Raw genomic sequence first — 24,083 nt, forward strand, 5'->3', positions numbered from 1 at the left:
CGGGGTTTTTAAGGTGCCAGGCTCGACGAGCTTTGCCCAACGGCCAGCCCTGCACGTATCGCCGCCAGCGCGGCCTGGTAGTAAGCCTTGCCGTCGGCGGATTCAGCAAAAGTGGAAAACTCTTCCAGTTCCGGATCGGAGAGGTCGCGGTAGACGTAGAGCAAGGTGTTGTTCATGTCTGCCTCGATCTGCGCCATTAGACGTTCGCGCTGACCGTCGAGCATGCCCTGAGCCTGACCGCCGCCCAGCAATCCGGGAATCATCTGACTCAGGCTGTCGGCGGCCACACCGGCAATCGCCAGACTGACTTCAGCACCTGCCTGCTTGGCGGGTAGCGCCTGGGCGAGGTGACCGATCAGCAGCTGGCGGGTGGCGTCGGCCTGAATCTGTGGCAGGCCTTTGGCATTTTTTGCCAACTGGTCGGGACGTGTCGCGGTCAATTCGGCGTTGACGATCTTGCGCCCCAGCGGAGACTGGAAGAATTGCAGCGCAGGGTCCGGGTTGCGCAGACTTTCGCGCAGGCGCTGTTCGGCGCGTTGATCCATGGCTTGAGGGGCGAAACGCTGATTGCTGTTGTTCACCAACGCTTGAAATACCGCAGGTGGCAGGCTGTTGCGATAGCGTTGTTGCGCAGCTTTGAGGGCGTCGTTGAAATGCGCACGCTGTTCTGGCCAGCCGGCGACCTTGTACAACTGGTCATAGCTGTCTGCCCAGGCGGGCATCGTGCAGAACATCAACAACACAACAAACAAACGGCGCATAGGGACTCCTGTCGGCAGGTCGCTATTGTCCCGGTGGTTACGGGGCTTTGTCGAGTTATGAGTTGGTCGCCCCGGTGAAATTTCATTCACTTAGTGGTCAGTCGAGTGCGGACACTTCCCGATTCCCGGGCGGCTGGATACTATGCGCCATGCAAATCGCCTCTGATCATCCGCTGCTGCTTCGAATCGTCGACGACCTCGCTGCCCGCGGCTGGTCGCAGCAAAATATTTTCCTGCCTGAAAGCCTGACGCTGGAGCTGGCCGACGAGTGCCGCACGCGTGCCGCCGAAGGTGAACTCGCGCCTGCTGCTGTCGGACGCGGGCCATTTCAAGAGATTCGCGAAGGGATTCGTGGCGATCATATCCAGTGGCTTGAGGCCGGGCAGTCTGAGCCTTGTGATCGTTATCTGGGATTGATGGACAGCCTGCGTCAGGCGCTGAATCGCGGTTTGTTTCTGGGGCTGGAAGACTTCGAGAGCCATTTCGCTCTGTATCCGCCAGGGGCGTTCTATCTCAAGCATGTGGATCGCTTTCGCGACGACGACCGGCGTATGGTCTCAGCGGTGGTCTATCTGAACAACGCCTGGCTGCCTGAGCATGGCGGGCAATTGCGCATGTTCCTCGATGACGGCGTGGAATACGACGTGCAGCCAACCGGTGGCTGCCTTGTGGTATTCATGTCTGGCGATATCCCTCATGAGGTGATGCCAGCCAGCCGTGATCGACTTTCATTGACTGGCTGGTTTCGGCGGCGTGGGGATGGGGTGTTTTGAAGCGCCTCTCTGTAGCAGCAAAGATTGGACCTGTAGGAGTGAGCTTGCTCGCGATTCGGTTTCTTGGTGGACGAATTTTCCGACTGAACTGACGCAATCGCGAGCAAGCTCACTCCTACAGTAAAAGGCGTCCAAATCAGGTGGTTGTATTTTGTTTGATAGGAGCTGCGCCGGTGTCCATGTCACTGCGCTGTCTCGCGGCAAACATGGGCCTGTTGGAGCGAGGCTTGCCCGCGAATCAGACAACGCGGTACGTCAGCCCTGCTGCGTTATCGTTCTTCGCGGGCAAGCCTCGCTCCTACAAAAACGATGTCTGCATGAAATTTTTGTCATAAAGCCTGCTTCTCCAGAACGTTAAGCCAGTGCCGCGCTATGGTTACAGGGATGCCATTCAAGGGCTCACTGCCTGACTGGAGAACCCATGAAAACCCTTTTTGCAAAAACTGCTTTCGCAGGCCTGCTGTTCGGGGCGACGTTGATGGCCAGTGCTGCCGACGTACCGCGCACGCCATCACCTGCCGGGGCCGAGGTGTACATCATTTCGCCTAAAGACGGAGAGACAGTGCCGGGCACGTTCAAGGTCCAGTTTGGCCTCAAGGGCATGGGCGTTGCGCCTGCTGGCGTAGACATTCCCGAAACTGGCCACCACCACTTGCTGATCGACGTCAAAGACCAGCCAGACCTGAATGCACCGCTGCCGATGACTGACAACATCCGTCATTTCGGTAAAGGCCAGACTGAAACCGAAGTCACCCTGCCGCCTGGCCCTCACACCCTGCAGTTGCTGGTAGGCGACAAGAGCCACATTCCGCTGAATCCTTCGGTTGAGTCGAAGGTGATCAGGGTGAATGTGCGCTGATTGACCTGGCACCATCCATCACCGTAGGACCGGCTTCAGCCGGGAGGGGGGCGTAATTGATATATATCCTTTGTCTGGAAGGATGCCCTCCCGGCTGAAGCCGGTCCTACGACCATTTTCGGCAGCGCGTTGGCCGGGTGAAATACCGACCACAAAAAAAGGAGACCCGAAGGTCTCCTTTTTGTTGAGCCAGAACCGCTTAGAACAACACGCGGCTACGGATCGTGCCTTTGATGTGTTGCAGCTTTTCCTGGGCCAGATCGGAATACTCGGCATCGACATCGATAACCACGTAACCGACTTTCTCGTTGGTCTGCAGGAACTGACCGGAGATGTTGATACCGTTTTCGGCGAAGACCTTGTTGATCTCCATCAGCACGCCCGGGATGTTCTCGTGAATGTGCAGCAGGCGGTGCTTGCCAGGGTGAGCAGGCAGGGCCACTTCAGGGAAGTTGACCGAAGATACCGACGTACCGTTGTCGCTGTACTTGACCAGCTTCTCAGCCACTTCCAGACCGATGTTGGCCTGAGCTTCGGCGGTGGAACCACCGATGTGCGGGGTCAGGATCACATTGTCCAGGCCGCGCAGCGGGCTTTCGAAGATGTCGTCGTTGGAGCGAGGCTCAACCGGGAACACGTCGATAGCCGCACCGATCAGGTGCTTGTCCTTGATCGCGTCAGCCAGTGCGTCGAGGTCCACGACCGTGCCGCGAGCGGCGTTGATCAGAATGGCGCCCTTTTTCATGGCGCGGACTTCTTTCTCGCCAATCATCATTTGGGTGGACGGCAGTTCAGGCACGTGCAGAGACACGATGTCGGCCATGCCCAGCAGCTCATTCAGGCTTGGTACCTGAGTGGCATTACCCAGTGGCAGCTTGGTCAGCGGGTCGAAGAAGAACACCTGCATGCCGAGGCTCTCAGCCAGTACAGACAACTGAGTGCCGATCGAACCGTAGCCGACGATGCCCAGTTTCTTGCCACGGATCTCGAAAGAGTTGGCAGCGCTTTTGATCCAGCCGCCACGGTGGCAGGATGCATTCTTCTCCGGGATGCCGCGCAGCAGCAGGATCGCTTCGGCCAGCACCAGTTCGGCGACCGAGCGAGTGTTGGAGTACGGCGCGTTGAACACTGCAATACCGCGCTCGCGGGCCGCGTCCAGATCAACCTGATTGGTACCGATGCAGAAGCAGCCGACCGCGACCAGTTTCTTCGCGTGATCGAACATTTCTTCAGTCAGCTGGGTGCGAGACCGGATGCCGATGAAGTGAGCGTCGGCGATCTTTTCTTTCAGTTCGGCTTCCGGCAGAGACTTGGTGTGGTACTCGATGCTGGTATAACCGGCTGCCTTGAGGACATCCACAGCGGATTGATGGACGCCTTCGAGAAGAAGGAACTTGATCTTGCTCTTGTCGAGGGAAGTCTTGCTCATCTGCTTTAACCTGTGTCCCGGAGAAATTTGGCAGTAAGTGAAGCGGTCGCGAATCGGGCCGTCAGCTCGATTGGCGGGGGGCGTATGCTAGCATATGCACCCCGCGAAACCCCATTCCTGGACGTGAAGCGTTCTCAGGATGACCATGAATTGTTCGAGAGTTCTGTCGATGATCCATTCTGCGCTGGTAGATGAACTGAAGACCCTGGTTGAGCCTGGAAAAGTGCTGACCGATGCCGCATCCCTTGAGACGTACGGCAAGGACTGGACCAAACAATTCACAGCTGCGCCCGTTGCCATCGTCTTTCCCAAGACCATCGAGCAGGTTCAGGCAGTCGTCCTGTGGGCCAATGAACACAAGGTCGCGCTGGTCCCGTCTGGCGGCAGAACCGGGCTGTCTGCGGCAGCGGTCGCGGCCAATGGCGAAGTGGTGGTTTCGTTCGATTACATGAATCAGGTGTTGGAACTGAACGTCACCGAGCGCACAGCTCGCGTCCAGCCGGGCGTCATCACCCGGCAACTGCAGAACCTGGCGGAAGAAAACGGCCTTTACTACCCGGTGGATTTTGCATCGTCGGGCTCCAGCCAGATCGGCGGCAATATCGGCACCAATGCTGGCGGGATCAAGGTTATTCGCTACGGCATGACCCGCAATTGGGTCGCGGGCCTGAAAGTGGTGACCGGCAAGGGCGACATCCTTGAGTTGAACAAGGACCTGATCAAGAACGCGACCGGCTACGACATGCGCCAGTTGTTCATCGGGGCTGAAGGCACGCTGGGCTTTGTCGTCGAAGCCACCATGCGCCTTGATCGCGCGCCCAAGAACCTGACGGCGATGGTGCTGGGCACTACCGATTTCAACTCGATCATGCCGGTGCTGCACGCCTTTCACGGCAAGCTGGACCTGACGGCGTTCGAATTCTTCTCTGACAAGTCGTTCGCTCGCGTCATGGCGCGCGGTGACGTGCCGTCGCCCTTCGATACGCCTTGCCCGTTCTATGTGTTGCTGGAATTTGAGGCCACCACCGAAGATCTGGCCAATGAAGCATTGGCGACGTTCGAGCATTGTGTCGAGCAGGGCTGGGTGCTGGATGGCGTGATGAGCCAGAGCGAGCAGCAACTGAAAAACCTGTGGAAGCTGCGCGAATACATCTCCGAAACCATTTCCCACTTCACGCCCTACAAGAACGACATCTCGGTGACTGTTTCGAAAGTGCCGGCGTTCCTGGGTGAAATCGATGCGATCGTTGCCGAGCACTACCCCGATTTCGAGGTGCTCTGGTACGGCCATATCGGCGATGGCAACCTGCACCTGAACATCCTCAAGCCTGAGGCCCTCGACAAGGAAGAGTTCTTCGTCAAGTGCGCCAGGGTCAACAAATGGGTGTTCGAAACCGTGCAGAAATACAACGGCTCGATTTCCGCCGAGCATGGTGTAGGCATGACCAAGCGTGATTACCTGACGTACAGCCGCTCGCCGGTGGAAATCGAATACATGAAAGCCATCAAGGCGGCATTCGATCCGAACGGCATAATGAACCCCGGAAAAATCTTCGCTGTTTAATTGGCCGTCACTATTTATAGTGGCGTGACCACAACGAGACCAAGGAGCCGCCATGAGCTATCAGCATAAGTATGTCGACGGAACGAGTATCCACTTTCCTATGGGCAAGGCGGTTTGCGTAGGTCGCAACTACGCCGAGCACGCCAAGGAACTGAACAACGCCGTCCCTACCGAGCCACTGCTGTTCATCAAGCCAGGCAGCGCCGTTGTTGCACTGGAAGGTGGTTTCACCATCCCGGCCGATCGTGGCGCAGTGCACTACGAAGCTGAAATTGTCGTGCTGATCGGCAAGCCGTTGACCAAGAACCCGACCCGCGAAGAAGTGCTGGACGCGATTTCCGGTTTTGCTCCCGGCCTGGACCTGACCCTTCGTGACCTGCAAACCAAGCTGCGCGATAAGGGTTATCCATGGGAAGAAGCCAAGTCTTTCGACGGTGCCGCTGTTATCGCTCCGTTCGTTCCGGCTGAAACCTTCTCTGACCTGACCGACATCGGCATTCGTCTGACCATCAATGGCGAAGTCCGCCAGGACGGTAACAGCCGCGACATGCTCAACCCTATCGTGCCGGTGATTCAGCACATGGCAGCCTGCTTCTCGCTGCAGGCCGGTGACGTGATCATGACAGGCACTCCGGCAGGCGTTGGTCCGCTGTTGGCTGGCGATGAGCTGGTACTGGAACTGGTAGGGCAGAAGCCTTTCGAAAGCAGCGTTCGCTGAGTTTCACGTGTTACTAAAAACCGTCTGCGATGCGCATCGCAGGCGGTTTTTACGTTTTTTACCGCCTGAATTGAACAATTGGCGTTTTTTTCACAATTGATCTGGATAATCCGGCCTCCAGCTCCCCGCTTGGGGCACTGTGCCACTGGATGTTATCCATACTCGGGAACGCTCATGACCACCCCTTCATCATCGACCAAAATGTCACGTCGCTTACCTCGCCCGCGCTGGTACGTCTGGCTGTTGCTGGTTGTGGTGATTGGCGGCGTCGTTGCCCATGTAATGCATTGGGATGATCGTGGTCGGCTGTGGCTGGGTGAGCGCTTTCAGAGTCTTGCCGATCGCAAAGCCAGTGTCTGGCTGCCTGACTACGTCGTCGACATCGACGCCAAACCGCTTCCTGGCATGGAGGACGATGAAGCGTCGGATGTGTCTTATAACCCGGTGACCAAAACACTCTTTGCGGTCATGGGCAAGCATCCGTTTCTGGTTGAATTGACCCTCAAAGGTGATGTGCTGCGCAAGATCCCGCTGGTGGGGTGGAGTAATCCTGAGGCGGTTGCGGTGATGGAGAATGGCTTCATGGCTATCAGCGATGAGCGCCAGCATCACCTGACTATCGTCAAGGTCACGCCGGAAACCACCACCCTGAACATCGCTGATTTTCGGGAATATGACCTCGGTCCTTCCGATAATCAGAATAAAGCGTTCGAGGGCACTGCCTGGGATCCGCGTCGCCAGCAATTGCTGCTGGGGGAAGAGCGCCCCGCTGCGATTTTCACCTGGGAAAGCGATGGTAGCGACGTCTTGAAAGGTGAGAAGCAAAAGGTCGAGAGCAAGTCTCTGGATATGCGCAATCTCTCCTCGTTGACCGTTGAGCCCCGCACCGGGCACACCCTGGCCCTGTCCGCGGACTCGCACATGCTGCTGGAACTGGATGAAAACGGCCAACAGGTCAGCTTTATGACTTTGCTGGGTGGGTTCAACGGTTTGAAAGACACTATTCCGCGCGCTGAAGGTGTCGCGTTTGATGACGACGGTAACCTTTACATCGTCAGTGAGCCGAACTTGTTTTATTCGTTTAAGAAGAAGTGATTCGCAGTATTTTTAGAAGCCTCGGTGGCTCCGAGACCACGCTGTGGCTGAGCAAGCAAGGCCCCTGTAGGAGTGAGCTTGCTCGCGATAGCGTCAGTTCATGCGATAAATTCGTCGACCAAGAAATCGAATCGCGAGCAAGCTCACTCCTACAGGGTCCTCTGTTTGCTGCGCGACAGCGCGGGGGGCTGGAGGACGGGGAATCCCCTACAGGGATTGGCTTGATGGCTCTGCGCCATTAAGCTTCAATTCATATTCGCATGGTATCCATGCTATCCGCCTGAACCTCGAGCAACCTGAATGCGCCTGCTTCTCTCCCGAAAAATCCTCATACCTCTGGTCATTCTTCTCACTGTATTGGCGTTTTTTGCGGGTCGTGAATATCGCGTCGTTGAGCGTGCATCCTTCAACTGGAGGATTTTGTGGCAGGGCGAGGACGCTCAGGCTATCGGCCTGGGGGGCTATAAAGTCGTCATAGAGGCTCAACCCATTGCAGGCCTTGATTCGGATGCATCGGCGCTGAGCTACGATCCAGATCGTAAAAGCCTGTTCACGGTGACTAACAAAGACGCCCAATTGGTTGAATTAAGCCTGGATGGTAGAACGCTGCGCCGCATTCCCCTGACAGGGTTCGGTGACTCGGAGGCGGTCGAATACATCAGCCCTGGCGTTTATGTCATTAGCGATGAGCGCAAGCAGCGCCTGATCAAGATCCACGTCGATGATGAAACCACTTTTCTGGACGCCAAAGATGCCGAGCAACTGACACTGGGTATCGGCTCAGGTAATAACAACGGCTACGAAGGCTTGGCGTATGACACGAAAGGCCAGCGCCTTTTTGTCGCCAAGGAGCGTCGACCGGTCCAGATAATCGAGGTGCGTGGCTTCCCGTACGCCAATGTCGAAACGCCCAATGTAGAGGTGTCTTCCGACTCCCGGCGTAATGCAGAGATTTTTGTGCGGGACATTTCCAGCCTGCAGTTCGACGAGCGCAGCGGGCATTTACTCGCGCTGTCGGATGAGTCCCGACAAATCGTTGAGCTCGATACCAAAGGCCGTGCGGTGGGTAACGTTTCGTTGAGCAAGGGCTCAATGGGCCTTGGCAAAACAGTACCCCAGGCCGAGGGCATCGCCATGGATGACGAAGGTACGCTGTACCTGGTGAGCGAGCCGAATCTGTTTTATGTGTTCAAAAAGCCGTAGGACCGGCCTTAGCCGGGAGGTTGTCTTCTGCGACATCGTCCCGGCGTATGCCACTCGCGGCTAAAGCCGCTCCTACGGACCTCGCATAGTCGTAGGAGCGGCTTTAGCCGCGAGGTGCTGTGGCAATCAACGCGTCAGCGTCTTGACCCCTTCACTCGTCCCCAGCAGCAGCAAGTCTGCAGGGCGCGCAGCAAACAGGCCGTTGGTCACGACGCCAACGATGGCATTGATCTGGCTTTCCAGTTCGGCAGGATTGGTGATGTTCATGTTGTGCACATCAAGAATAATGTTGCCGTTATCGGTCAGCACACCTTCGCGATAAACCGGGTCGCCGCCCAGTTTCACCAGTTGGCGGGCCACGTGGCTGCGCGCCATCGGGATCACTTCAACGGGGAGCGGGAACGCGCCCAGCACGGGCACCAGCTTGCTGGCGTCGGCGATGCAGATGAACGTTTTGGCTACGGCCGCAACGATCTTCTCGCGGGTCAACGCCGCGCCGCCGCCTTTGATCAGGTTCAGGTACTCATCGCTTTCATCGGCGCCATCGATATAGAACTCCAGATCGCTGACGGTGTTGAGCTCGTAAACCGGAATGCCGTGGCCCTTGAGGCGTGCAGCAGTGGCTTCGGAGCTTGCAACCGCGCCGTCGAAGGCGCCTTTGTGCTGGGCCAATGCATCAATGAAGCAGTTGGCAGTGGAGCCGGTACCGACGCCGACGATGCTTTTGTCGTCCAGTTTCGGAAGGATGAAGTCCACGGCGGCCTGCGCCACGGCTTGTTTGAGTTGATCCTGGTTCATGCGGGCTCCACGGATGCCGAATGGTCCGGTAGGAGCGAACTTGTTCGCGAGGGGCCAGGTCTGCGTACACAGGCACGACGTCTCGCGAACAAGTTCGCTCCTACCGGTAATGTGTAAAAGGGCGCGCATTATAGCGACATGCCAGCGCCAAAGCCCCGTGATTCGTGTGGTCGCGCATCGGAGCGCGGGTTAGACTTCCCGTCCTTGCCCTTTCGCCAGTGATGTCGCCGTGATGCTTGAACAGTACGTCAAAAAAATCCTCACCTCCCGCGTCTACGATGTCGCCGTGGAAACCCCGTTGCAGGGCGCTCGTCAGCTGTCCGAGCGGCTCGGCAATCAGGTTCTGCTCAAGCGCGAAGACTTGCAGCCGGTGTTCTCGTTCAAGATTCGTGGCGCGTACAACAAGCTGGCGCAGCTAAGCCCGGAAGAACTGGCGCGGGGCGTAGTGACAGCGTCGGCAGGCAACCACGCGCAAGGTCTGGCACTGGCGGCGAAAACCCTGGGCGTTGAAGCGACTATCGTGATGCCCAAGACCACGCCTGAAATCAAAGTCGAAGGCGTGCGTTCCCGGGGCGGCAAAGTGGTACTGCACGGCGATTCCTTCCCTGAAGCACTGGCTCATTCGCTGAAACTCGTCGAAGAAATGGGCTTCGTTTACATCCATCCCTATGACGACCCCGACACGATTGCCGGGCAAGGCACCGTGGCCATGGAGATTCTGCGCCAGCATCAAGGGCCGCTAGACGCGATTTTCGTCCCGGTGGGCGGCGGTGGGTTGATCGCCGGTATCGCGGCCTACGTGAAATACCTGCGGCCGGAGATCAAGGTCGTCGGGGTCGAGCCGGATGATTCAAACTGCCTGCAACAAGCCATGGCGTACGGCGAGCGCGTTGTGCTGCAGCAGGTCGGTCTGTTTGCGGACGGCGTGGCTGTGGCGCAAATTGGTGAGTACACCTTCGACATCTGCCGGCATTACGTCGACGAAGTGATCACGGTCAGCACCGATGAAATCTGCGCGGCGATCAAGGATATTTACGACGACACCCGCTCGATCACCGAGCCGTCAGGGGCCCTGGCGGTGGCCGGGATCAAAAAGTATGTCGAGCAGGAAGCCGTCAGCGGCCAGACATTCGTCGCCATCGACTCAGGTGCCAACGTCAATTTCGACCGTTTGCGTCATGTAGCCGAGCGCGCCGAGCTGGGTGAAGGCCGCGAAGCCATCATCGCCGTGACCATTCCCGAGCAACCGGGCAGCTTCAAGGCGTTCTGCGAGGCCATCGGCAAGCGCCAGATCACCGAATTCAACTACCGTTATCACACAGACCGCGAGGCGCACATTTTCGTCGGTGTGCAGACGCATCCCTATACCGACCCACGTAAAGATCTGATTACCAGCCTCACCGAACAGGGTTTCCCGGTGATTGACCTGACCGACAACGAACTGGCGAAGCTGCACATTCGGCATATGGTCGGTGGTCATGCCGAGCGGGTCAGCGACGAAGTGGTGTTCCGCTTCGAATTCCCGGAACGCCCGGGCGCGCTGTTCAACTTCCTCAACAAGCTGGGCGGGCAGTGGACGATTTCGATGTTCCATTACCGCAACCATGGCGCGGCGGATGGCCGTGTGGTCGCTGGGCTGGTGGTGCCAGAGGAGGAACGGCACCTGGTACCGGCGGCGCTGGCCGAGATTGGCTATCCGTATTGGGATGAGAGCAAGAACCCGGCGTATAAGTTATTTCTGGGCTAATACAATGATCCCGGTAGGAGCGAACTTGTTCGCGAGAGGACAAGCCTGCGTACACAGGTCCATCGTCTCGCGAACAAGTTCGCTCCTACCGATTCAACAACGGAGCGAATAGAAAATGGATCACCTCACCGCCCTGAAAACCCTGCACATCTCGGCGACGGTGCTATTTCTGCTCAGCGCCCTCGGTTTGACCATCTGGCTGATCAAAGGCCGCAGGGCAGGGTTTACCACCAACCACACCCGCTTGTTGCTGCGTCCGCGCTTGTTTGCGTGGATTCTGATGGGGCTTTGTTTGCTGACCATGCCGATCACCGGCTGGTGGCTGGCACACCTTGTTGGCTGGCCGCTGGGGCAAACCTGGGTGCTGGGCAGCAGCGTGCTTTACACCTTCGGCGCTTTGAGCTGGCTATGGCTGGTGGTGCGCCTTAACAAGCTCCGAATTGATCCAGCCAGAGGGGGGTTAAAGTTCACCCTGGCGCTGGCGATTGTTGCGGTCGTCTGTTTCATCGCCATTGCCGGATTGATGGGTGCGAAGCCGGTTTAGGGATCAAATGATTGCCCGTAGGACCGGCTTTAGCCGGGAGAGGGCCAGTGCAGTCGACACATCTATTAAGCCTGAAATGCCGCCCTCCCGGCTAAAGCCGGTCCTACGGTGGTGCGCATCTGAGATCAATCGCGCAGCGTAATCACCGGCCAACCGCGGCCTTCAGCCTCGGCACGCAATTTCGGGTCCGGGTCTACGGCTACCGGGTTGGCAACCTTTTCCAGCAGCGGCAGGTCGTTGAGCGAGTCGCTGTAGAAATAGCTGTTTTCCAGGCTGAATTGGTTTTCTTCCAGCCAACGGTTCAGACGTGTCACTTTGCCTTCGCGGAAGCACGGCACATCGGTGGTGCGTCCGGTGTAGCGACCGTCGACCATTTCGCATTCGGTTGCCAGCAGTGTCTCGATACCCAGACGCTCAACGATTGGTCCGGTAACGAAGCGATTAGTCGCGGTAATGACAACCAGTTTGTCGCCTGCCTCGCGATGTTTGGCGATCAGTTCCAGCGCCTTGGGAAGAATGATCGGTTCGATGCAATCACGCATGAAATCCCGATGCCACGCGTCTAGCTGGGCCATCTCGGTGCTGCCGAGGATTTCCAGTGAGAAGTTCAGGTAGTCGGTCAGGTTCAAGGTCCCGGCCAGGTAATCCTGATAGAACTCGTCGTTGCGGGTTTTGTAGGTCGCGGCGTCAAGAATGCCGCGTTCGCACAGGTAATCACCCCAGGCGTGGTCGCTGTCGCCACCCAGAAGCGTGTTGTCGAGGTCGAATAAAGCCAGGCGCATGCGGTTACTCGCTGAAATTGCTGAAAAAAGAGCACCAGAATACGAGGTTTTCACAACTCTTCACATAACCTGCTAAGCCTCGTTGCTGCTTTGATCGGCTTTGTGGAACAATGCGGTGACATGCGTTTGCGAGGTTGTTGCCGTGATCGACCCCGATGGTTTCCGTCCTAATGTCGGGATAATTCTGACAAACGACTCCGGCCAGGTCCTATGGGCTCGGCGAATCAACCAAGATGCCTGGCAGTTTCCACAGGGTGGTATCAACCCTCAGGAGACGCCGGAAGACGCGCTTTATCGTGAGTTGAACGAAGAAGTCGGGCTTGAACCTGAGGATGTGCAGATTCTTGCCTGTACTCGGGGTTGGTTGCGCTATCGTTTGCCGCAACGTCTGGTCAGGACGCACAGCCAACCGCTGTGTATCGGCCAGAAGCAAAAATGGTTTCTCCTGCGCCTGGTCTCCAACGAGCAGCGGGTGCGGATGGATTTGACCGGGAAACCGGAGTTCGATGGCTGGCGATGGGTCAGCTATTGGTATCCGCTGGGTCAGGTGGTGACATTCAAGCGCGAGGTGTATCGACGCGCACTCAAAGAGCTTGCCCCGCGCCTTTTGTCGCGCGACTGACACGGAGTTCGACCCCGAGCCATGCTCAATACGCTGCGCAAGATCGTCCAGGAAGTTAACTCCGCCAAGGATCTCAAGGCGGCGTTGGGGATTATTGTGTTACGCGTCAAAGAGGCCATGGGCAGCCAAGTCTGCTCGGTCTATTTGCTCGACCCCGAAAGCAACCGCTTTGTGCTGATGGCTACCGAGGGCCTGAACAAGCGCTCCATCGGCAAAGTCAGCATGGCGCCGAACGAAGGTCTGGTTGGCCTCGTGGGTACCCGTGAAGAACCGCTGAACCTCGAAAACGCCGCTGATCACCCCCGTTATCGTTACTTTGCTGAAACCGGCGAGGAACGTTATGCGTCTTTCCTCGGTGCGCCGATCATTCACCATCGTCGTGTGGTGGGTGTACTGGTTATTCAGCAAAAGGAGCGCCGCCAGTTCGACGAGGGCGAAGAAGCCTTCCTCGTGACCATGAGCGCGCAACTCGCTGGTGTTATCGCCCACGCTGAAGCCACTGGCTCGATCCGCGGTCTGGGTCGTCAGGGCAAAGGTATCCAGGAAGCCAAGTTCGTCGGCGTCGCCGGCTCTCCCGGGGCGGCTGTGGGCTTTGCGGTGGTCATGCTGCCACCTGCGGACCTCGAAGTCGTCCCGGACAAAACCGTTACAGACATCAAAGCCGAGCTTGCCCTGTTCCAGACCGCCCTTGAGGGCGTGCGCAGCGACATGCGCGCATTGTCTGCCAAGCTTGCCAACCAGCTGCGCCCTGAAGAGCGCGCCTTGTTTGATGTTTACCTGATGATGCTCGACGACGCCTCGCTGGGCAGCGAAGTGACCAATGTCATCAAGACTGGCCAGTGGGCGCAGGGCGCATTGCGCTCGGTGGTCAACGAGCACGTCAAACGTTTCGAATTGATGGACGACGCCTATCTGCGCGAGCGGGCCTCGGATGTCAAAGACCTGGGCCGTCGCTTGCTCGCGTACTTGCAAGAGGCGCGGCAACAGACGCTGGTGTATCCGGACAACACGATCCTTGTCAGTGAAGAGCTGACGGCTGCCATGCTGGGCGAAGTTCCGGAAGGCAAGCTGGCGGGTCTGATTTCGGTACTCGGCTCCGGCAACTCCCACGTAGCGATCCTCGCCCGAGCCATGGGTATTCCCACGGTCATGGGCGTGGTCGATCTGCCTTATTCCAAGGTCGACGGCATCGAACTGATCGTCGACGGCTACCACGGTGAAGTCTTCACCAACCCCAGCGATGCCATGCGCAAGCAGTTCGCCAAGGTCGTTGAAGAAGAGCGTCAGCTGTCCCAAGGCCTGGACGCGCTGCGCGAGCTGCCTTGCGTAACGCTGGACGGCCATCGTATGCCGCTGTGGGTCAACACCGGCTTGCTGGCTGACGTGGCTCGCGCGCAACAGCGTGGTGCTGAAGGTGTGGGGCTGTATCGCACCGAAGTACCTTTCATGATTCAACAGCGCTTTCCGAGCGAAAAAGAGCAACTGGCGATTTATCGCGAGCAACTGGCAGCCTTCCACCCGCTGCCGGTCACCATGCGTAGCCTGGATATCGGTGGTGACAAAGCGCTGTCTTACTTCCCGATCAAAGAAGAGAACCCGTTTCTGGGCTGGCGCGGTATTCGCGTCACCCTCGACCACCCGGAAATCTTCCTGGTGCAGACCCGTGCCATGCTCAAGGCCAGTGAAGGCTTGAACAACCTGCGGATTCTGCTGCCGATGATATCCAGCACGCACGAGGTGGAAGAGGCGCTGCACTTGATTCACCGGGCTTGGGGCGAGGTACGCGACGAAGGTACCGATGTGCCGATGCCGCCTGTAGGCGTGATGATCGAAGTACCTGCTGCTGTGTATCAGACCCGCGATCTGGCGCGTCAGGTGGACTTTCTGTCGGTGGGCTCCAACGACCTGACTCAATATCTGCTGGCCGTGGACCGCAACAATCCACGGGTGGCCGATCTCTACGATTACCTGCACCCCGCAGTGCTTCAGGCTTTGCAGAACGTGGTGCGCGATGCACATGCCGAAGGCAAGCCGGTGAGCATCTGTGGCGAAATGGCCGGTGATCCTGCTGCTGCGGTGTTGTTGATGGCGATGGGCTTCGACAGCCTGTCGATGAACTCCACCAACCTGCCGAAAGTGAAGTGGATGCTACGTCAGATCCATCTGAGCAAAGCCAAGGAGATACTGGCGCAACTGATGACCAACGATAATCCGCAAGTGATCAGCAGTTCCCTGCAACTGGCGCTGAAAAACCTGGGGCTGTCACGGATGATCAATCCGGGGTCTGTGAAAGGGCATTAATCGCGGTCAATTTGTTGGAGCGTGGCTTGCCCGCGAAGAACGATGACACGGTAGGCCTGGCAAACCGAGGTGTTTGATTCGCGGGCAAGCCTCGCTCCAACAGGCATCAAACGGTTAGCTCCACCTCACCCAGTCTCCCGCCGTATGGCCCAAAACTGTGTTCTATGAGGTGCTGGCTGCCGTCAGCATTGACGATCAGGCGCTGAGCAGTGATGCATCAGTTCTTGGCTTGAAATGCTTTCACCTGTAGGAGCTGGGCTTGCATGCGACTCAGGCACCTCGGTGTATCAGGCATATCGAGTGATCTGTATCGCGGGCAAGCCCAGCTCCCACATAGACTGCGCTATTCCGTAGGACCGGCCGGGCGGCGTTCCGCTTTAGCCGGGAGGACGTCGGGACATTCGCTGAATATCCTTCGGTAGAAATACCGCCCTCCCGGCTAAAGCCGGTCCTACGGAATTGCAGGTGAACATAGAATCTCCCACAAGAGATCGCATTCCAATTGAAGGGCTGAATTAAACCCTCAACTCCACCTCACCCAATCTCCCGCCATACGGCCCAAAGCTGTGTTCGATGAAGTGTTGGCTGCCGTCAGCATTGACGATCAGCACGGTGCTGGCCCGAGTGCCGTAGTTTGGGCTGGCGATGAACAGGCTCGACAGCAGCTTTTCGGTCTCCAGACTGACGCCCGTATCAGGCAGTTCAGTGGTTGGGGCGGTGGTCGGGTCGCTTAATAAGGCCATGAGTGCCAGTGGATTCGGATCATCCAGTTGGGTGCTCAGTGCAGCTCTGGCTTTCTTGACCTTTGGCCAAGGCGTATCCAGTCCTGCGTTGGAGAGACCATAAACACCCTCATCGAGCCGACGCGGTTCAGGGTTTGAGCCGTTGAGGTAGTACAACTGCTGACGGTCGCCCACCAGCAGATTGAAACCGCCGTATTCGGTCGCTCTGTTCGCTACCTCTACGAGATAATCTTCAATCGAAATATCACTGGTCAAAAACTGAGCAACCAGTTCGCCGCGCGAGCGCTGGCCCAGTGGCAAGCTCGGGTTGCGAATATTGGTCAGCGCTGCAAAGCGCCCGTCTGCGGTGATACCAAGCCAGGTCCCGCCTGCTTCAAGGTCCCGCCCGGCGTAGACCTGCTGTGCGTCCGCCCACTGTGCGAGGGGCTGGGTCGGGCGCGCATAGAACTCGTCACGATTAGCCGCGACGATCAGCGGCTGTGTGTGAGAAGGGCGCCAGGCGAAAGCGATCAGACACATGCAGTACTCCTTTTTGAGCCACTTTACTCACACATGAGGTTTGCATCCATCGCACGCCGCTAGAGCGCCGGGCGTTGCTCCGGTAACATGCCGGTCTCTTTTCGTCATGCCCGGCCAAATAGCTGTTCAGCGCGGGTTTATGTTTCCTGCTTTAGTGTGTCTGGTTAAGTGCTCGCGAGAGCGTTCCCATTTAAGGAGTTGCAATGCTGCCTTACCCGCAGATTGACCCGGTGGCGGTGGCTATCGGCCCGCTGCAAATACACTGGTACGGTTTGATGTACCTGGTCGGTATCGGCGGCGCGTGGCTGCTGGCATCGCGGCGCTTGAACAGCTTTGATCCAACCTGGACCAAGGAAAAGCTCTCCGACATGATTTTCTGGCTGGCCATGGGCGTGATCGTCGGTGGGCGGCTGGGTTATGTGCTGTTCTATGATCTGCCCGCGTACATCGCCAATCCACTGTTGATCTTCGAAGTCTGGAAGGGCGGCATGGCGTTCCACGGCGGTTTCGTCGGCGTGATGATCGCGGCGTGGTGGTTCGGCCGCCGCAATGGCAAGTCGTTCTTCGAACTCATGGATTTCGTCGCGCCCATGGTGCCGATTGGGTTGGGTGCCGGCCGTATCGGTAACTTTATCAATGCCGAGCTGTGGGGCAAGCCGACCGATTTGCCGTGGGCAATGGTCTTCCCGCCATTCAGCGATCCGGCGCAATTGCCGCGTCATCCTTCGCAGCTTTATCAGTTCGCGCTCGAAGGCGTCGCGCTGTTCATCATTCTCTGGCTGTTTTCTCGCAAGCCCCGTCCGACGATGGCCATTTCCGGCATGTTCGCGCTGTTTTACGGACTGTTCCGGTTCCTGGTCGAATTCGTACGGATGCCCGATGCGCAACTGGGCTACCTGGCGTGGGGCTGGGTCACCATGGGGCAGATCCTCAGCCTGCCAATGATCATCGCCGGTGCAGTGCTGATCTGGCTGGCGTACAACCGCGCTCCCGCTGGCAAGAACGCGGCGGTCTAACACCGAAACGTCGGGCGTTGCAGCCCGGCGGATTCACCGAAGCAGGTAATTTATGAAGCAATATCTGGATCTGGTCGCCCACGTCATCAAGAACGGCACGTTGCAGGCCAACCGCACCGGTGTGAAAACCATTAGTTTTCCCGGCGCGATGCTGCGTTATGACCTCAAGGAAGGCTTCCCGGCGATTACCACCCGGCGAATGGCCTTCAAGTCGGCGATTGGCGAAATGGTCGGCTTCCTGCGCGGCGTGAACAACGCCGCGGAGTTTCGTGAACTGGGTTGCAAAGTCTGGGATCAGAACGCCAACGAGAACGCCCAATGGCTGGACAACCCGTTCCGCAAGGGCGAAGACGATCTGGGCGAAATCTACGGCGTGCAATGGCGCAAGTGGCCTGCCTACAAGCGCATTGACCTGAGTAATCCGAAAGCCATCGAACTGGCGATCAGCCAGGGCTATCAGCAGATCGCTCAGTCCGAGGAAGACGGTCAGCCTTACGTGGTCCTGTACAAGGCCATTGATCAGATTCGCCAGTGTGTCGACACCATCATCAAGGATCCGGGCAGCCGCCGCATTCTGTTCCACGGCTGGAACTGCGCGCAGCTGGATGAAATGGCTTTACCGCCTTGCCACCTGCTGTATCAGTTCCACCCGAATCAGGAGACCAAAGAAATCTCCCTGACGCTGTACATCCGCTCCAACGATCTTGGGCTCGGCACGCCGTTCAACCTGACCGAGGGTGCTGCGCTACTCAGCCTGATCGGCCGTCTGACGGGCTACACGCCGCGCTGGTTCACGTATTTCATCGGCGATGCCCATGTCTACGAAAACCATCTGGACATGCTCAATGAACAGCTCACTCGTGAGCCGTATCCGATGCCGAAACTGGTGATTTCCGACCGCGTGCCGGAGTTTGCCAAGACTGGTGTGTATCAGCCGGAGTGGTTGGAGCAGATCGAGCCTTCAGACTTCTCGCTGGAAGGTTACGAGCATCACCCGGCGATGACCGCGCCGATGGCGGTTTAAGGCGTTGCATTGATGCTTTTATGTGGGAGCCGGGCTTGCCCGCGATTCAGGCGCCTCGGTGTATCAGACATACCGAGTAATCTGCATCGCGAGCAAGCTCTGCTCCCACAGAGAATGCGCGAGGCCTCGCGATCGCCTCAATGCCCATGACTCCTGCCCACATGGGAGTGCTCCACATCAGCGGTCACCACGCTGCCGCTGACTTCCAGTCGATCCAGAATCCCGCAATGATCCGGTGCGCCGTCGCTGCAGCGTTGGCGCAAGTCCAGTAGCTGTGTCTGCAGGGCTTGCAGGCTGGCGATGCGGTCGTTGACGTGCTGGATATGCTCATCAATCAGCGCATTAACACTCACGCACTGATCTTGCGGACTGTCGCGCAGGTGCAGCAGGCTGCGGATTTCCTCAAGGGTCATGTCGAGGCTGCGGCAATTGCGGATGAAGGTCAGTCGCTCCACGTGTGCCTGGGTGTACAGCCGATAGTTGCCATCGCTACGCGCAGGTGCCGGAAGCAGGCCCTCGCGCTCGTAATAACGGATGGTTTCCACCTGCGCGTCAGTCAATTTTGCCAGCTCGCCAATCTTCATCGTCGTCGATCCTGTTTCAGTGCTTGACCCTATAGTGGCTACAGGGTGTTCACTTGGCAACAAGCACGATAAAGGACCGGACCATGAGCCAGTTGACCCCTGTTCACGACAAGCACGATCACGATCACGAAAAGCATGGCCATGAAGGCCACGATCATAAAAGCCACGACCATTCGCAGCATGATCACGGCAAGGTCGAAAAAGGTCACGACAGCTGCTGTTCGTCGAAGGCAGCGCCTGCGGTGGTTTCATTCACGGACGCCCCTGCATCCGGCGCGCAACTGAGCACATTCCGTATCGAGCAAATGGATTGCCCTACGGAGCAAACCCTCATCCAGAACAAGCTGGGCAAGCTGGCGGGCGTGCAGAAACTTGAATTCAACCTGATCAATCGCATGCTCGGCGTTTGGCACGAACTGCCGTCCACCGACCCGATTCGGGACGCTATCGCCTCGTTGGGCATGCAGGCCGAACCGATTGAAGAGGGCGTAGAGTCAACGCCGGCTCCGGTGGTGAAAAAATCCTGGTGGCCGCTGGCGCTGTCCGGCGTCACCGCGCTGGCCGCTGAAGTCATCCACTTCGGTTCATTCGCGTCGGATTGGGTCGTGGCAATTGTGGCTCTGGTTTCCATCCTCAGTGGCGGTTTGGGTACCTACAAAAAAGGCTGGATCGCGCTCAAGAACCTCAACCTGAACATCAACGCTTTGATGAGTATTGCCGTAACGGGCGCAGTGTTGATCGGGCAATGGCCAGAAGCGGCGATGGTGATGTTCCTGTTCACCGTCGCCGAGCTGATTGAAGCCAAATCGCTGGACCGTGCTCGCAATGCCATCAGCGGCTTGATGCAGCTCACGCCGGAACTGGCCACCGTGAAGCAGGCGGATGGTCAGTGGCTGGAGCTGGAAGCGAAAAACATCGAATTGGGCGCCATCGTCCGGGTTAAACCGGGTGAGCGCGTCGCATTGGACGGTGAGGTGGTTGCCGGTAACTCGACGATTGATCAGGCACCAATTACCGGTGAAAGCCTGCCGATTGAGAAAACTATCGGCGACAAAGTCTTTGCCGGGACCATAAACCAGTCCGGCTCGCTGGAGTATCGCGTTACTGCGGCGGCAAATAACTCGACGCTGGCGCGGATCATTCATGCGGTGGAGGCGGCTCAGGGTTCTCGGGCGCCTACTCAGCGTTTCGTTGACAGCTTCTCGCGCATCTACACCCCGGCGGTGTTCATCTTCGCGCTGGGCGTAGCGATCATTCCGCCGCTGTTCATGGGCGCGGTATGGTTCGACTGGATCTACCGTGCGCTGGTCCTGCTGGTGGTGGCTTGCCCTTGTGCACTAGTGATCTCCACGCCGGTGACCATTGTCAGCGGGCTGGCGGCTGCGGCGCGCAGAGGTATCCTGATCAAGGGCGGTGTGTACCTGGAAATGGGCCACAAGCTCGATTACCTGGCCTTGGACAAGACTGGCACGATCACCCATGGCAAGCCGGTACAGACCGATTTTGTCTTGCTGGAGTCAGCCGCTGCGGATCTGGTTGCCGGTGTGGCGGCGAGTCTGGCAGGGCGCTCTGATCACCCGGTTTCCCAAGCTATTGCCAAGGCGGCCGGGCAGGACGTTGGTGCCCATGAAGTCACTGCGTTCGAAGCGCTGGCTGGGCGCGGTGTGCGTGGCGAGATCAACGGCGAGCTTTATCATTTGGGCAACCATCGCCTGGTGGAAGAGCTGAGCCTTTGCTCACCCCAGTTGGAAGCGCAGCTTGATGCGTTGGAGCAGCAGGGCAAAAGCGTTGTGCTGCTGTTGGACAAATCTGGCCCGCTGGCGCTGTTTGCGGTAGCCGATACCGTCAAGGAGAGCAGCCGCGAAGCGATCCAGCAGCTGCATGAACTGGGCGTCAAAACCCTGATGCTGACCGGCGACAACCCGCACACCGCCAAGGCGATTGCTGCGCAGGTGGGTATCGATTCGGCTCAGGGCAACCTGATGCCAAGCGACAAGCTGGAGGCTATCGAAGCGCTGTATGCCAAAGGGCATCGAGTTGGCATGGTGGGCGACGGCATCAACGACGCCCCTGCGCTGGCGCGTTCCGAGATTGGTTTCGCCATGGCGGCAGCCGGGACGGACACTGCGATCGAAACGGCGGATGTCGCCTTGATGGACGACGATCTGCGCAAGATCCCGGCGTTTATTCAACTGTCGCGCAAGACTTCGGCGGTGCTCAAGCAGAACATCTTTCTCGCTCTGTTTATCAAAGCGATCTTCCTGGCGATGACCTTTGCCGGCATGGCCACGATGTGGATGGCGGTGTTCGCGGATATGGGCGTGAGTTTGTTGGTGGTGTTCAACGGGTTGCGGTTGTTGAAGAAGTAATGAGGTAGGAGCGAACTTGTTCGCGAGACGTCTGACAGGCTACTCAGGAATATCGTCTCGCGAACAAGTTCGCTCCTACCGGATGGTGGATGATCCTGCGGATACCAAGGTTGGCCGCCGCGTCACGGTAGGAGGCAACTTGTTGGCGAGGCGGTGTGTCAGGCGGATCGTCTCGCGAACAAGTTCGCTCGTACCGGATGGTGGATGATCCTGAAGATGCCAAGGTTGGCCGCCGCGTCACGGTAGGAGGCAACTTGTTGGCGAGGCGGTGTGTCAGGCGGATCGTCTCGCGAACAAGTTCGCTCGTACCGGATGGTGGATGATCCTGAAGATGCCAAGGTTGGCCGCCGCGTTACGGTAGGAGGCAACTTGTTGGCGAGGCGGTGTGTCAGGCGGACCGTCTCGCGAACAAGTTCGCTCCTACCGGTTACCTGCCAAATTTTTCCTGACCCCACTCAATCATCCCTTCAACCAGTTGCCTCAACACCACCCGCGTCGGCTCAGCCAGATCCGGGCGGTAGCGGAAGGGAACGAACTCGTCCATGTAGGTCGCCTGCACCAGTTCCAGTTGCACGGCGTGGATGTTATTGGCCGGGTCGCCGTAGTGGCGGGTGATGTGGCCGCCTTTGAAGCGGCCGTTCAGTACGTGGCTGTAATCTCCGGCTCTAGCGCAGGTGGCTTCCAGACGCTTGGCTAACTCTTGATCGCAGCTGGCGCCGTTGAAGGTACCCAGGTTGAAGTCCGGTAAGCGGCCTTCGAATAGATGTGGGATGTGTCCGCGAATCGAGTGGGCATCAAACAACAGGGCATAGCCGAACTCGTCCCTAAGGCGCGCCAGCTCCTGCTCAAGCGTCTGGTGATACGGCGTCCAGATCTGCTCCATATAAGTCGCCCGCTCTTCGGCGCTCGGTGCCAGACCGTCCTTGAACAGCGGCACACCGTCGAACAGGATCGAGGGGAACAACCCGGTGGTCGCCCCGGCGTACAGCGGTTTGTCATCCGAGGGACGATTCAGGTCGATCACAAAGCGCGAATACTCCGCGGCCAAGGTACTGGCACCCAGTTCTGCGGCGAAATTGTAGAGCTGCGGGATGTGCCAGTCGGTGTCTGGCAGGCTCAGGGCTTCATCCACCAGACCCGCCTCGACTGCAGGCGTCAGGCGCAACCCTGCGTGGGGCATGCTGATCAACAGCGGCACACGACCGCGGGAAAACTTCAGAACGCTGTCCATGAATCTCTCCTGTTACAAATATGAACCTGATTATGTAGGCGTCGCCCCTGTGTCTCTGACACCGCTTTGTCGCGCGGCACCCGGGATCTGTTGGAGCGAGGCTTGCCCGCGAAGCAGCCGACTAGGTGTATCAGGCTAACTGCGTAATCTTTTTTCGCGGGCAAGCCTCGCTCCAACAGAAAACCCGGCTACATGTTCAGGGATTCAACACCATGGCGGACGATGCGTTTATCCAGGTCTCCACCCAGCCAGTACGCCAGATCAGCAGGGCGCTCAATGTTCCAGGCGACGAAGTCGGCGACTTTGCCGACTTCCAGCGAGCCATGGGTTTCGCCAAGGCCCAGTGCTTTTGCTGCATTGATCGTAACCCCGGCCAGGGCTTCTTCGGGTGTCATGCGGAACAGCGTGCACGCCATGTTCAGCATCAAGCGCAGCGACAGCGCGGGCGAAGTGCCGGGGTTGAGGTCGGTGGCAATCGCGATATCGACCCCATGTTTGCGCAGCGCATCCATCGGCGGCAATTGAGTCTCGCGCAGAAAGTAATAAGCCCCCGGCAGCAGCACTGCGACGGTTCCAGCCGCGCCCATGGCAATGGCATCAGCCTCTGTCATGAACTCCAGATGATCCGCCGACAACGCCTTGTAACGCGCCGCCAGACTTGAGCCCGCCAACGGCGAAAGCTGCTCGGCATGCAGTTTCACCGGCAAGCCCAATTGCCCGGCGGTGATGAAAACCTGCTCGACTTGCGCCGGAGAGAACGCCAGGTACTCACAAAACGCATCTACCGCATCGACCAAACCTTCCTCGGCCAATGCAGGCAGCATTTCGCTGCAGATGTGATTGATGTAGTCGTCAGCGCGGTCGGCGTATTCCGGGGGCAGCGCGTGGGCGGCCAGACAGGTGCTGCGCACCGTCACGGGCAGCGTGTTGCCCAGTTGGCGGATGACCCGCAGCAGTTTGCGCTCGGTGGCCAGATCCAGGCCGTAACCGGACTTCATTTCCACCGTGGTCACGCCATCCCTGAGCAAATGCCGCAGACGACGCTCGGCGCTGGTGTACAACTCGTCCTCACTGGCAGCGCGAGTCGCGCGCACGGTACTGGCAATGCCGCCACCGGCAGCGGCGATTTCGGCATAACTCACGCCTTGCTGACGCTGTTCAAACTCACCGCTGCGGTTGCCGCCGAACACCGTGTGAGTGTGGCAGTCGATCAGCCCCGGCGTGACCCACGCGCCGTTCAAGTCGATGACACTGTCGTAAGCTGTTTCAACAAGAGCCGATTGAGGCCCGATCCACTCGATCAACGCTCCAGACGTCACGATGGCTGCATCCTCGATAATCGAGTATTTGCCGTGAGCCATGCTCGCTACGTGACAGTGTTTCCAGAGCGTTTTCATGTCC

Annotated in this window: 21 protein-coding genes and 1 pseudogene; 13 read left to right on the top strand and 9 right to left on the bottom strand. The window is 58.2% G+C overall.

What is annotated here, in order from left to right:
* Positions 1–8 precede the first annotated feature (8 nt).
* Positions 9–761: a DUF2059 domain-containing protein gene (locus AO242_RS05065; protein WP_099267919.1), complete on the bottom strand. Its 753-nt coding sequence runs from the start codon at positions 759–761 to the stop codon at positions 9–11.
* Positions 762–910: 149 nt separating this feature from the next.
* Here AO242_RS05065 and AO242_RS05070 point away from each other — a divergent pair, with 149 nt between their 5' ends.
* On the top strand, positions 911–1,534 hold the full coding sequence (locus AO242_RS05070) for a 2OG-Fe(II) oxygenase (protein ID WP_099267920.1): 624 nt from the start codon (positions 911–913) through the stop codon (positions 1,532–1,534).
* Between the two features lie 421 nt (positions 1,535–1,955).
* Positions 1,956–2,393 carry a DUF4399 domain-containing protein gene (locus AO242_RS05080; RefSeq protein WP_099267921.1) on the top strand — a complete coding sequence of 146 codons (438 nt, stop codon included), beginning with the start codon at positions 1,956–1,958 and terminating at the stop codon, positions 2,391–2,393.
* A gap of 199 nt (positions 2,394–2,592) precedes the next feature.
* On the opposite strand, the gene serA is transcribed toward AO242_RS05080, so the two are convergent.
* Positions 2,593–3,822 (bottom strand): phosphoglycerate dehydrogenase, encoded by a 1,230-nt coding sequence (gene serA, locus AO242_RS05085; RefSeq protein ID WP_099267922.1) that lies wholly within the window; start codon positions 3,820–3,822, stop codon positions 2,593–2,595.
* Between the two features lie 169 nt (positions 3,823–3,991).
* Between serA and AO242_RS05090 the strand changes: the two genes are divergently transcribed.
* The 4 genes from AO242_RS05090 to AO242_RS05105 all read left to right on the top strand — a co-directional run bounded on the left by AO242_RS05090 (position 3,992) and on the right by AO242_RS05105 (position 8,402).
* A complete protein-coding gene (locus AO242_RS05090) occupies positions 3,992–5,386 on the top strand; it encodes an FAD-binding oxidoreductase (protein ID WP_099267923.1) in 1,395 nt (464 codons plus the stop codon).
* A 52-nt stretch (positions 5,387–5,438) separates the two neighbouring features.
* Positions 5,439–6,104 carry a fumarylacetoacetate hydrolase family protein gene (locus AO242_RS05095; RefSeq protein ID WP_099267924.1) on the top strand — a complete coding sequence of 222 codons (666 nt, stop codon included), beginning with the start codon at positions 5,439–5,441 and terminating at the stop codon, positions 6,102–6,104.
* A 174-nt stretch (positions 6,105–6,278) separates the two neighbouring features.
* Complete coding sequence (locus AO242_RS05100) at positions 6,279–7,199, top strand: SdiA-regulated domain-containing protein (RefSeq protein WP_099267925.1); 921 nt, start codon at positions 6,279–6,281, stop codon at positions 7,197–7,199.
* A 300-nt stretch (positions 7,200–7,499) separates the two neighbouring features.
* Positions 7,500–8,402 (top strand): SdiA-regulated domain-containing protein, encoded by a 903-nt coding sequence (locus AO242_RS05105; RefSeq protein ID WP_099267926.1) that lies wholly within the window; start codon positions 7,500–7,502, stop codon positions 8,400–8,402.
* A 126-nt stretch (positions 8,403–8,528) separates the two neighbouring features.
* Here the strand turns inward: AO242_RS05105 and rpiA are convergent, their stop codons facing one another.
* The gene (gene rpiA, locus AO242_RS05110; protein ID WP_099267927.1) at positions 8,529–9,200 is read right to left on the bottom strand and encodes a ribose-5-phosphate isomerase RpiA; all 672 of its coding nucleotides are present in this window, start codon (positions 9,198–9,200) and stop codon (positions 8,529–8,531) included.
* Between the two features lie 232 nt (positions 9,201–9,432).
* Between rpiA and ilvA the strand changes: the two genes are divergently transcribed.
* A complete protein-coding gene (gene ilvA, locus AO242_RS05115) occupies positions 9,433–10,947 on the top strand; it encodes a threonine ammonia-lyase, biosynthetic (RefSeq protein WP_099267928.1) in 1,515 nt (504 codons plus the stop codon).
* 115 nt (positions 10,948–11,062) lie between these two features.
* Positions 11,063–11,491 carry a DUF2269 family protein gene (locus tag AO242_RS05120; protein WP_099267929.1) on the top strand — a complete coding sequence of 143 codons (429 nt, stop codon included), beginning with the start codon at positions 11,063–11,065 and terminating at the stop codon, positions 11,489–11,491.
* A 125-nt stretch (positions 11,492–11,616) separates the two neighbouring features.
* On the opposite strand, the gene AO242_RS05125 is transcribed toward AO242_RS05120, so the two are convergent.
* Positions 11,617–12,273 (bottom strand): HAD family hydrolase, encoded by a 657-nt coding sequence (locus AO242_RS05125; RefSeq protein ID WP_099267930.1) that lies wholly within the window; start codon positions 12,271–12,273, stop codon positions 11,617–11,619.
* A gap of 142 nt (positions 12,274–12,415) precedes the next feature.
* Here AO242_RS05125 and AO242_RS05130 point away from each other — a divergent pair, with 142 nt between their 5' ends.
* Positions 12,416–12,895, top strand: a complete 480-nt coding sequence (locus tag AO242_RS05130) for an RNA pyrophosphohydrolase (RefSeq protein ID WP_027898512.1) — start codon at positions 12,416–12,418, stop codon at positions 12,893–12,895.
* Between the two features lie 21 nt (positions 12,896–12,916).
* Positions 12,917–15,196: a phosphoenolpyruvate--protein phosphotransferase gene (gene ptsP / locus AO242_RS05135; RefSeq protein ID WP_027898511.1), complete on the top strand. Its 2,280-nt coding sequence runs from the start codon at positions 12,917–12,919 to the stop codon at positions 15,194–15,196.
* Between the two features lie 106 nt (positions 15,197–15,302).
* Here ptsP and AO242_RS30370 read toward each other — a convergent pair.
* Positions 15,303–15,395 (bottom strand): annotated as a pseudogene (locus tag AO242_RS30370) (NRDE family protein); the annotation flags it as partial.
* Between the two features lie 316 nt (positions 15,396–15,711).
* Positions 15,712–16,458: an NRDE family protein gene (locus AO242_RS05150; protein ID WP_099267931.1), complete on the bottom strand. Its 747-nt coding sequence runs from the start codon at positions 16,456–16,458 to the stop codon at positions 15,712–15,714.
* Between the two features lie 203 nt (positions 16,459–16,661).
* Between AO242_RS05150 and lgt the strand changes: the two genes are divergently transcribed.
* On the top strand, positions 16,662–17,474 hold the full coding sequence (gene lgt / locus AO242_RS05155) for a prolipoprotein diacylglyceryl transferase (protein WP_027898510.1): 813 nt from the start codon (positions 16,662–16,664) through the stop codon (positions 17,472–17,474).
* A 52-nt stretch (positions 17,475–17,526) separates the two neighbouring features.
* Positions 17,527–18,498 carry a thymidylate synthase gene (locus AO242_RS05160; protein ID WP_027898509.1) on the top strand — a complete coding sequence of 324 codons (972 nt, stop codon included), beginning with the start codon at positions 17,527–17,529 and terminating at the stop codon, positions 18,496–18,498.
* Between the two features lie 137 nt (positions 18,499–18,635).
* Here the strand turns inward: AO242_RS05160 and cadR are convergent, their stop codons facing one another.
* On the bottom strand, positions 18,636–19,082 hold the full coding sequence (cadR, locus tag AO242_RS05165) for a Cd(II)/Pb(II)-responsive transcriptional regulator (protein WP_027898508.1): 447 nt from the start codon (positions 19,080–19,082) through the stop codon (positions 18,636–18,638).
* A gap of 83 nt (positions 19,083–19,165) precedes the next feature.
* Here cadR and AO242_RS05170 point away from each other — a divergent pair, with 83 nt between their 5' ends.
* Complete coding sequence (locus tag AO242_RS05170; protein WP_099267932.1) at positions 19,166–21,451, top strand: heavy metal translocating P-type ATPase; 2,286 nt, start codon at positions 19,166–19,168, stop codon at positions 21,449–21,451.
* Between the two features lie 427 nt (positions 21,452–21,878).
* Here AO242_RS05170 and hutG read toward each other — a convergent pair whose 3' ends face one another.
* Entirely contained in the window at positions 21,879–22,682 is an 804-nt protein-coding gene (gene hutG / locus AO242_RS05175) for an N-formylglutamate deformylase (protein ID WP_099267933.1), read from the bottom strand.
* 188 nt (positions 22,683–22,870) lie between these two features.
* Positions 22,871–24,079, bottom strand: coding sequence for an imidazolonepropionase (gene hutI, locus AO242_RS05180; protein ID WP_099267934.1), 1,209 nt, complete (start codon positions 24,077–24,079; stop codon positions 22,871–22,873).
* Between the last annotated feature and the right edge of the window lie 4 nt (positions 24,080–24,083).

The organism is Pseudomonas sp. ICMP 561 (genome assembly GCF_002699985.1).
In the GTDB taxonomy this organism is placed as follows: Bacteria; Pseudomonadota; Gammaproteobacteria; order Pseudomonadales; family Pseudomonadaceae; genus Aquipseudomonas; species Aquipseudomonas quasicaspiana.

Bases quoted from the DNA above. Each gene is read 5' to 3' on its own strand.
- AO242_RS05150 (WP_099267931.1), bottom strand. From the start codon at position 16,458: ATGTGTCTGATCGCTTTCGCCTGGCGCCCTTCTCACACACAGCCGCTG.
- AO242_RS05065 (WP_099267919.1), bottom strand. From the start codon at position 761: ATGCGCCGTTTGTTTGTTGTGTTGTTGATGTTCTGCACGATGCCCGCC.
- AO242_RS05170 (WP_099267932.1), top strand. From the start codon at position 19,166: ATGAGCCAGTTGACCCCTGTTCACGACAAGCACGATCACGATCACGAA.
- rpiA (WP_099267927.1), bottom strand. From the start codon at position 9,200: ATGAACCAGGATCAACTCAAACAAGCCGTGGCGCAGGCCGCCGTGGAC.
- AO242_RS05100 (WP_099267925.1), top strand. From the start codon at position 6,279: ATGACCACCCCTTCATCATCGACCAAAATGTCACGTCGCTTACCTCGC.
- AO242_RS05105 (WP_099267926.1), top strand. From the start codon at position 7,500: ATGCGCCTGCTTCTCTCCCGAAAAATCCTCATACCTCTGGTCATTCTT.
- hutI (WP_099267934.1), bottom strand. From the start codon at position 24,079: ATGAAAACGCTCTGGAAACACTGTCACGTAGCGAGCATGGCTCACGGC.
- lgt (WP_027898510.1), top strand. From the start codon at position 16,662: ATGCTGCCTTACCCGCAGATTGACCCGGTGGCGGTGGCTATCGGCCCG.
- cadR (WP_027898508.1), bottom strand. From the start codon at position 19,082: ATGAAGATTGGCGAGCTGGCAAAATTGACTGACGCGCAGGTGGAAACC.
- AO242_RS05125 (WP_099267930.1), bottom strand. From the start codon at position 12,273: ATGCGCCTGGCTTTATTCGACCTCGACAACACGCTTCTGGGTGGCGAC.
- AO242_RS05160 (WP_027898509.1), top strand. From the start codon at position 17,527: ATGAAGCAATATCTGGATCTGGTCGCCCACGTCATCAAGAACGGCACG.
- AO242_RS05070 (WP_099267920.1), top strand. From the start codon at position 911: ATGCAAATCGCCTCTGATCATCCGCTGCTGCTTCGAATCGTCGACGAC.
- AO242_RS05090 (WP_099267923.1), top strand. From the start codon at position 3,992: ATGATCCATTCTGCGCTGGTAGATGAACTGAAGACCCTGGTTGAGCCT.
- ptsP (WP_027898511.1), top strand. From the start codon at position 12,917: ATGCTCAATACGCTGCGCAAGATCGTCCAGGAAGTTAACTCCGCCAAG.
- AO242_RS05095 (WP_099267924.1), top strand. From the start codon at position 5,439: ATGAGCTATCAGCATAAGTATGTCGACGGAACGAGTATCCACTTTCCT.
- hutG (WP_099267933.1), bottom strand. From the start codon at position 22,682: ATGGACAGCGTTCTGAAGTTTTCCCGCGGTCGTGTGCCGCTGTTGATC.
- AO242_RS05080 (WP_099267921.1), top strand. From the start codon at position 1,956: ATGAAAACCCTTTTTGCAAAAACTGCTTTCGCAGGCCTGCTGTTCGGG.
- serA (WP_099267922.1), bottom strand. From the start codon at position 3,822: ATGAGCAAGACTTCCCTCGACAAGAGCAAGATCAAGTTCCTTCTTCTC.
- AO242_RS05120 (WP_099267929.1), top strand. From the start codon at position 11,063: ATGGATCACCTCACCGCCCTGAAAACCCTGCACATCTCGGCGACGGTG.
- ilvA (WP_099267928.1), top strand. From the start codon at position 9,433: ATGCTTGAACAGTACGTCAAAAAAATCCTCACCTCCCGCGTCTACGAT.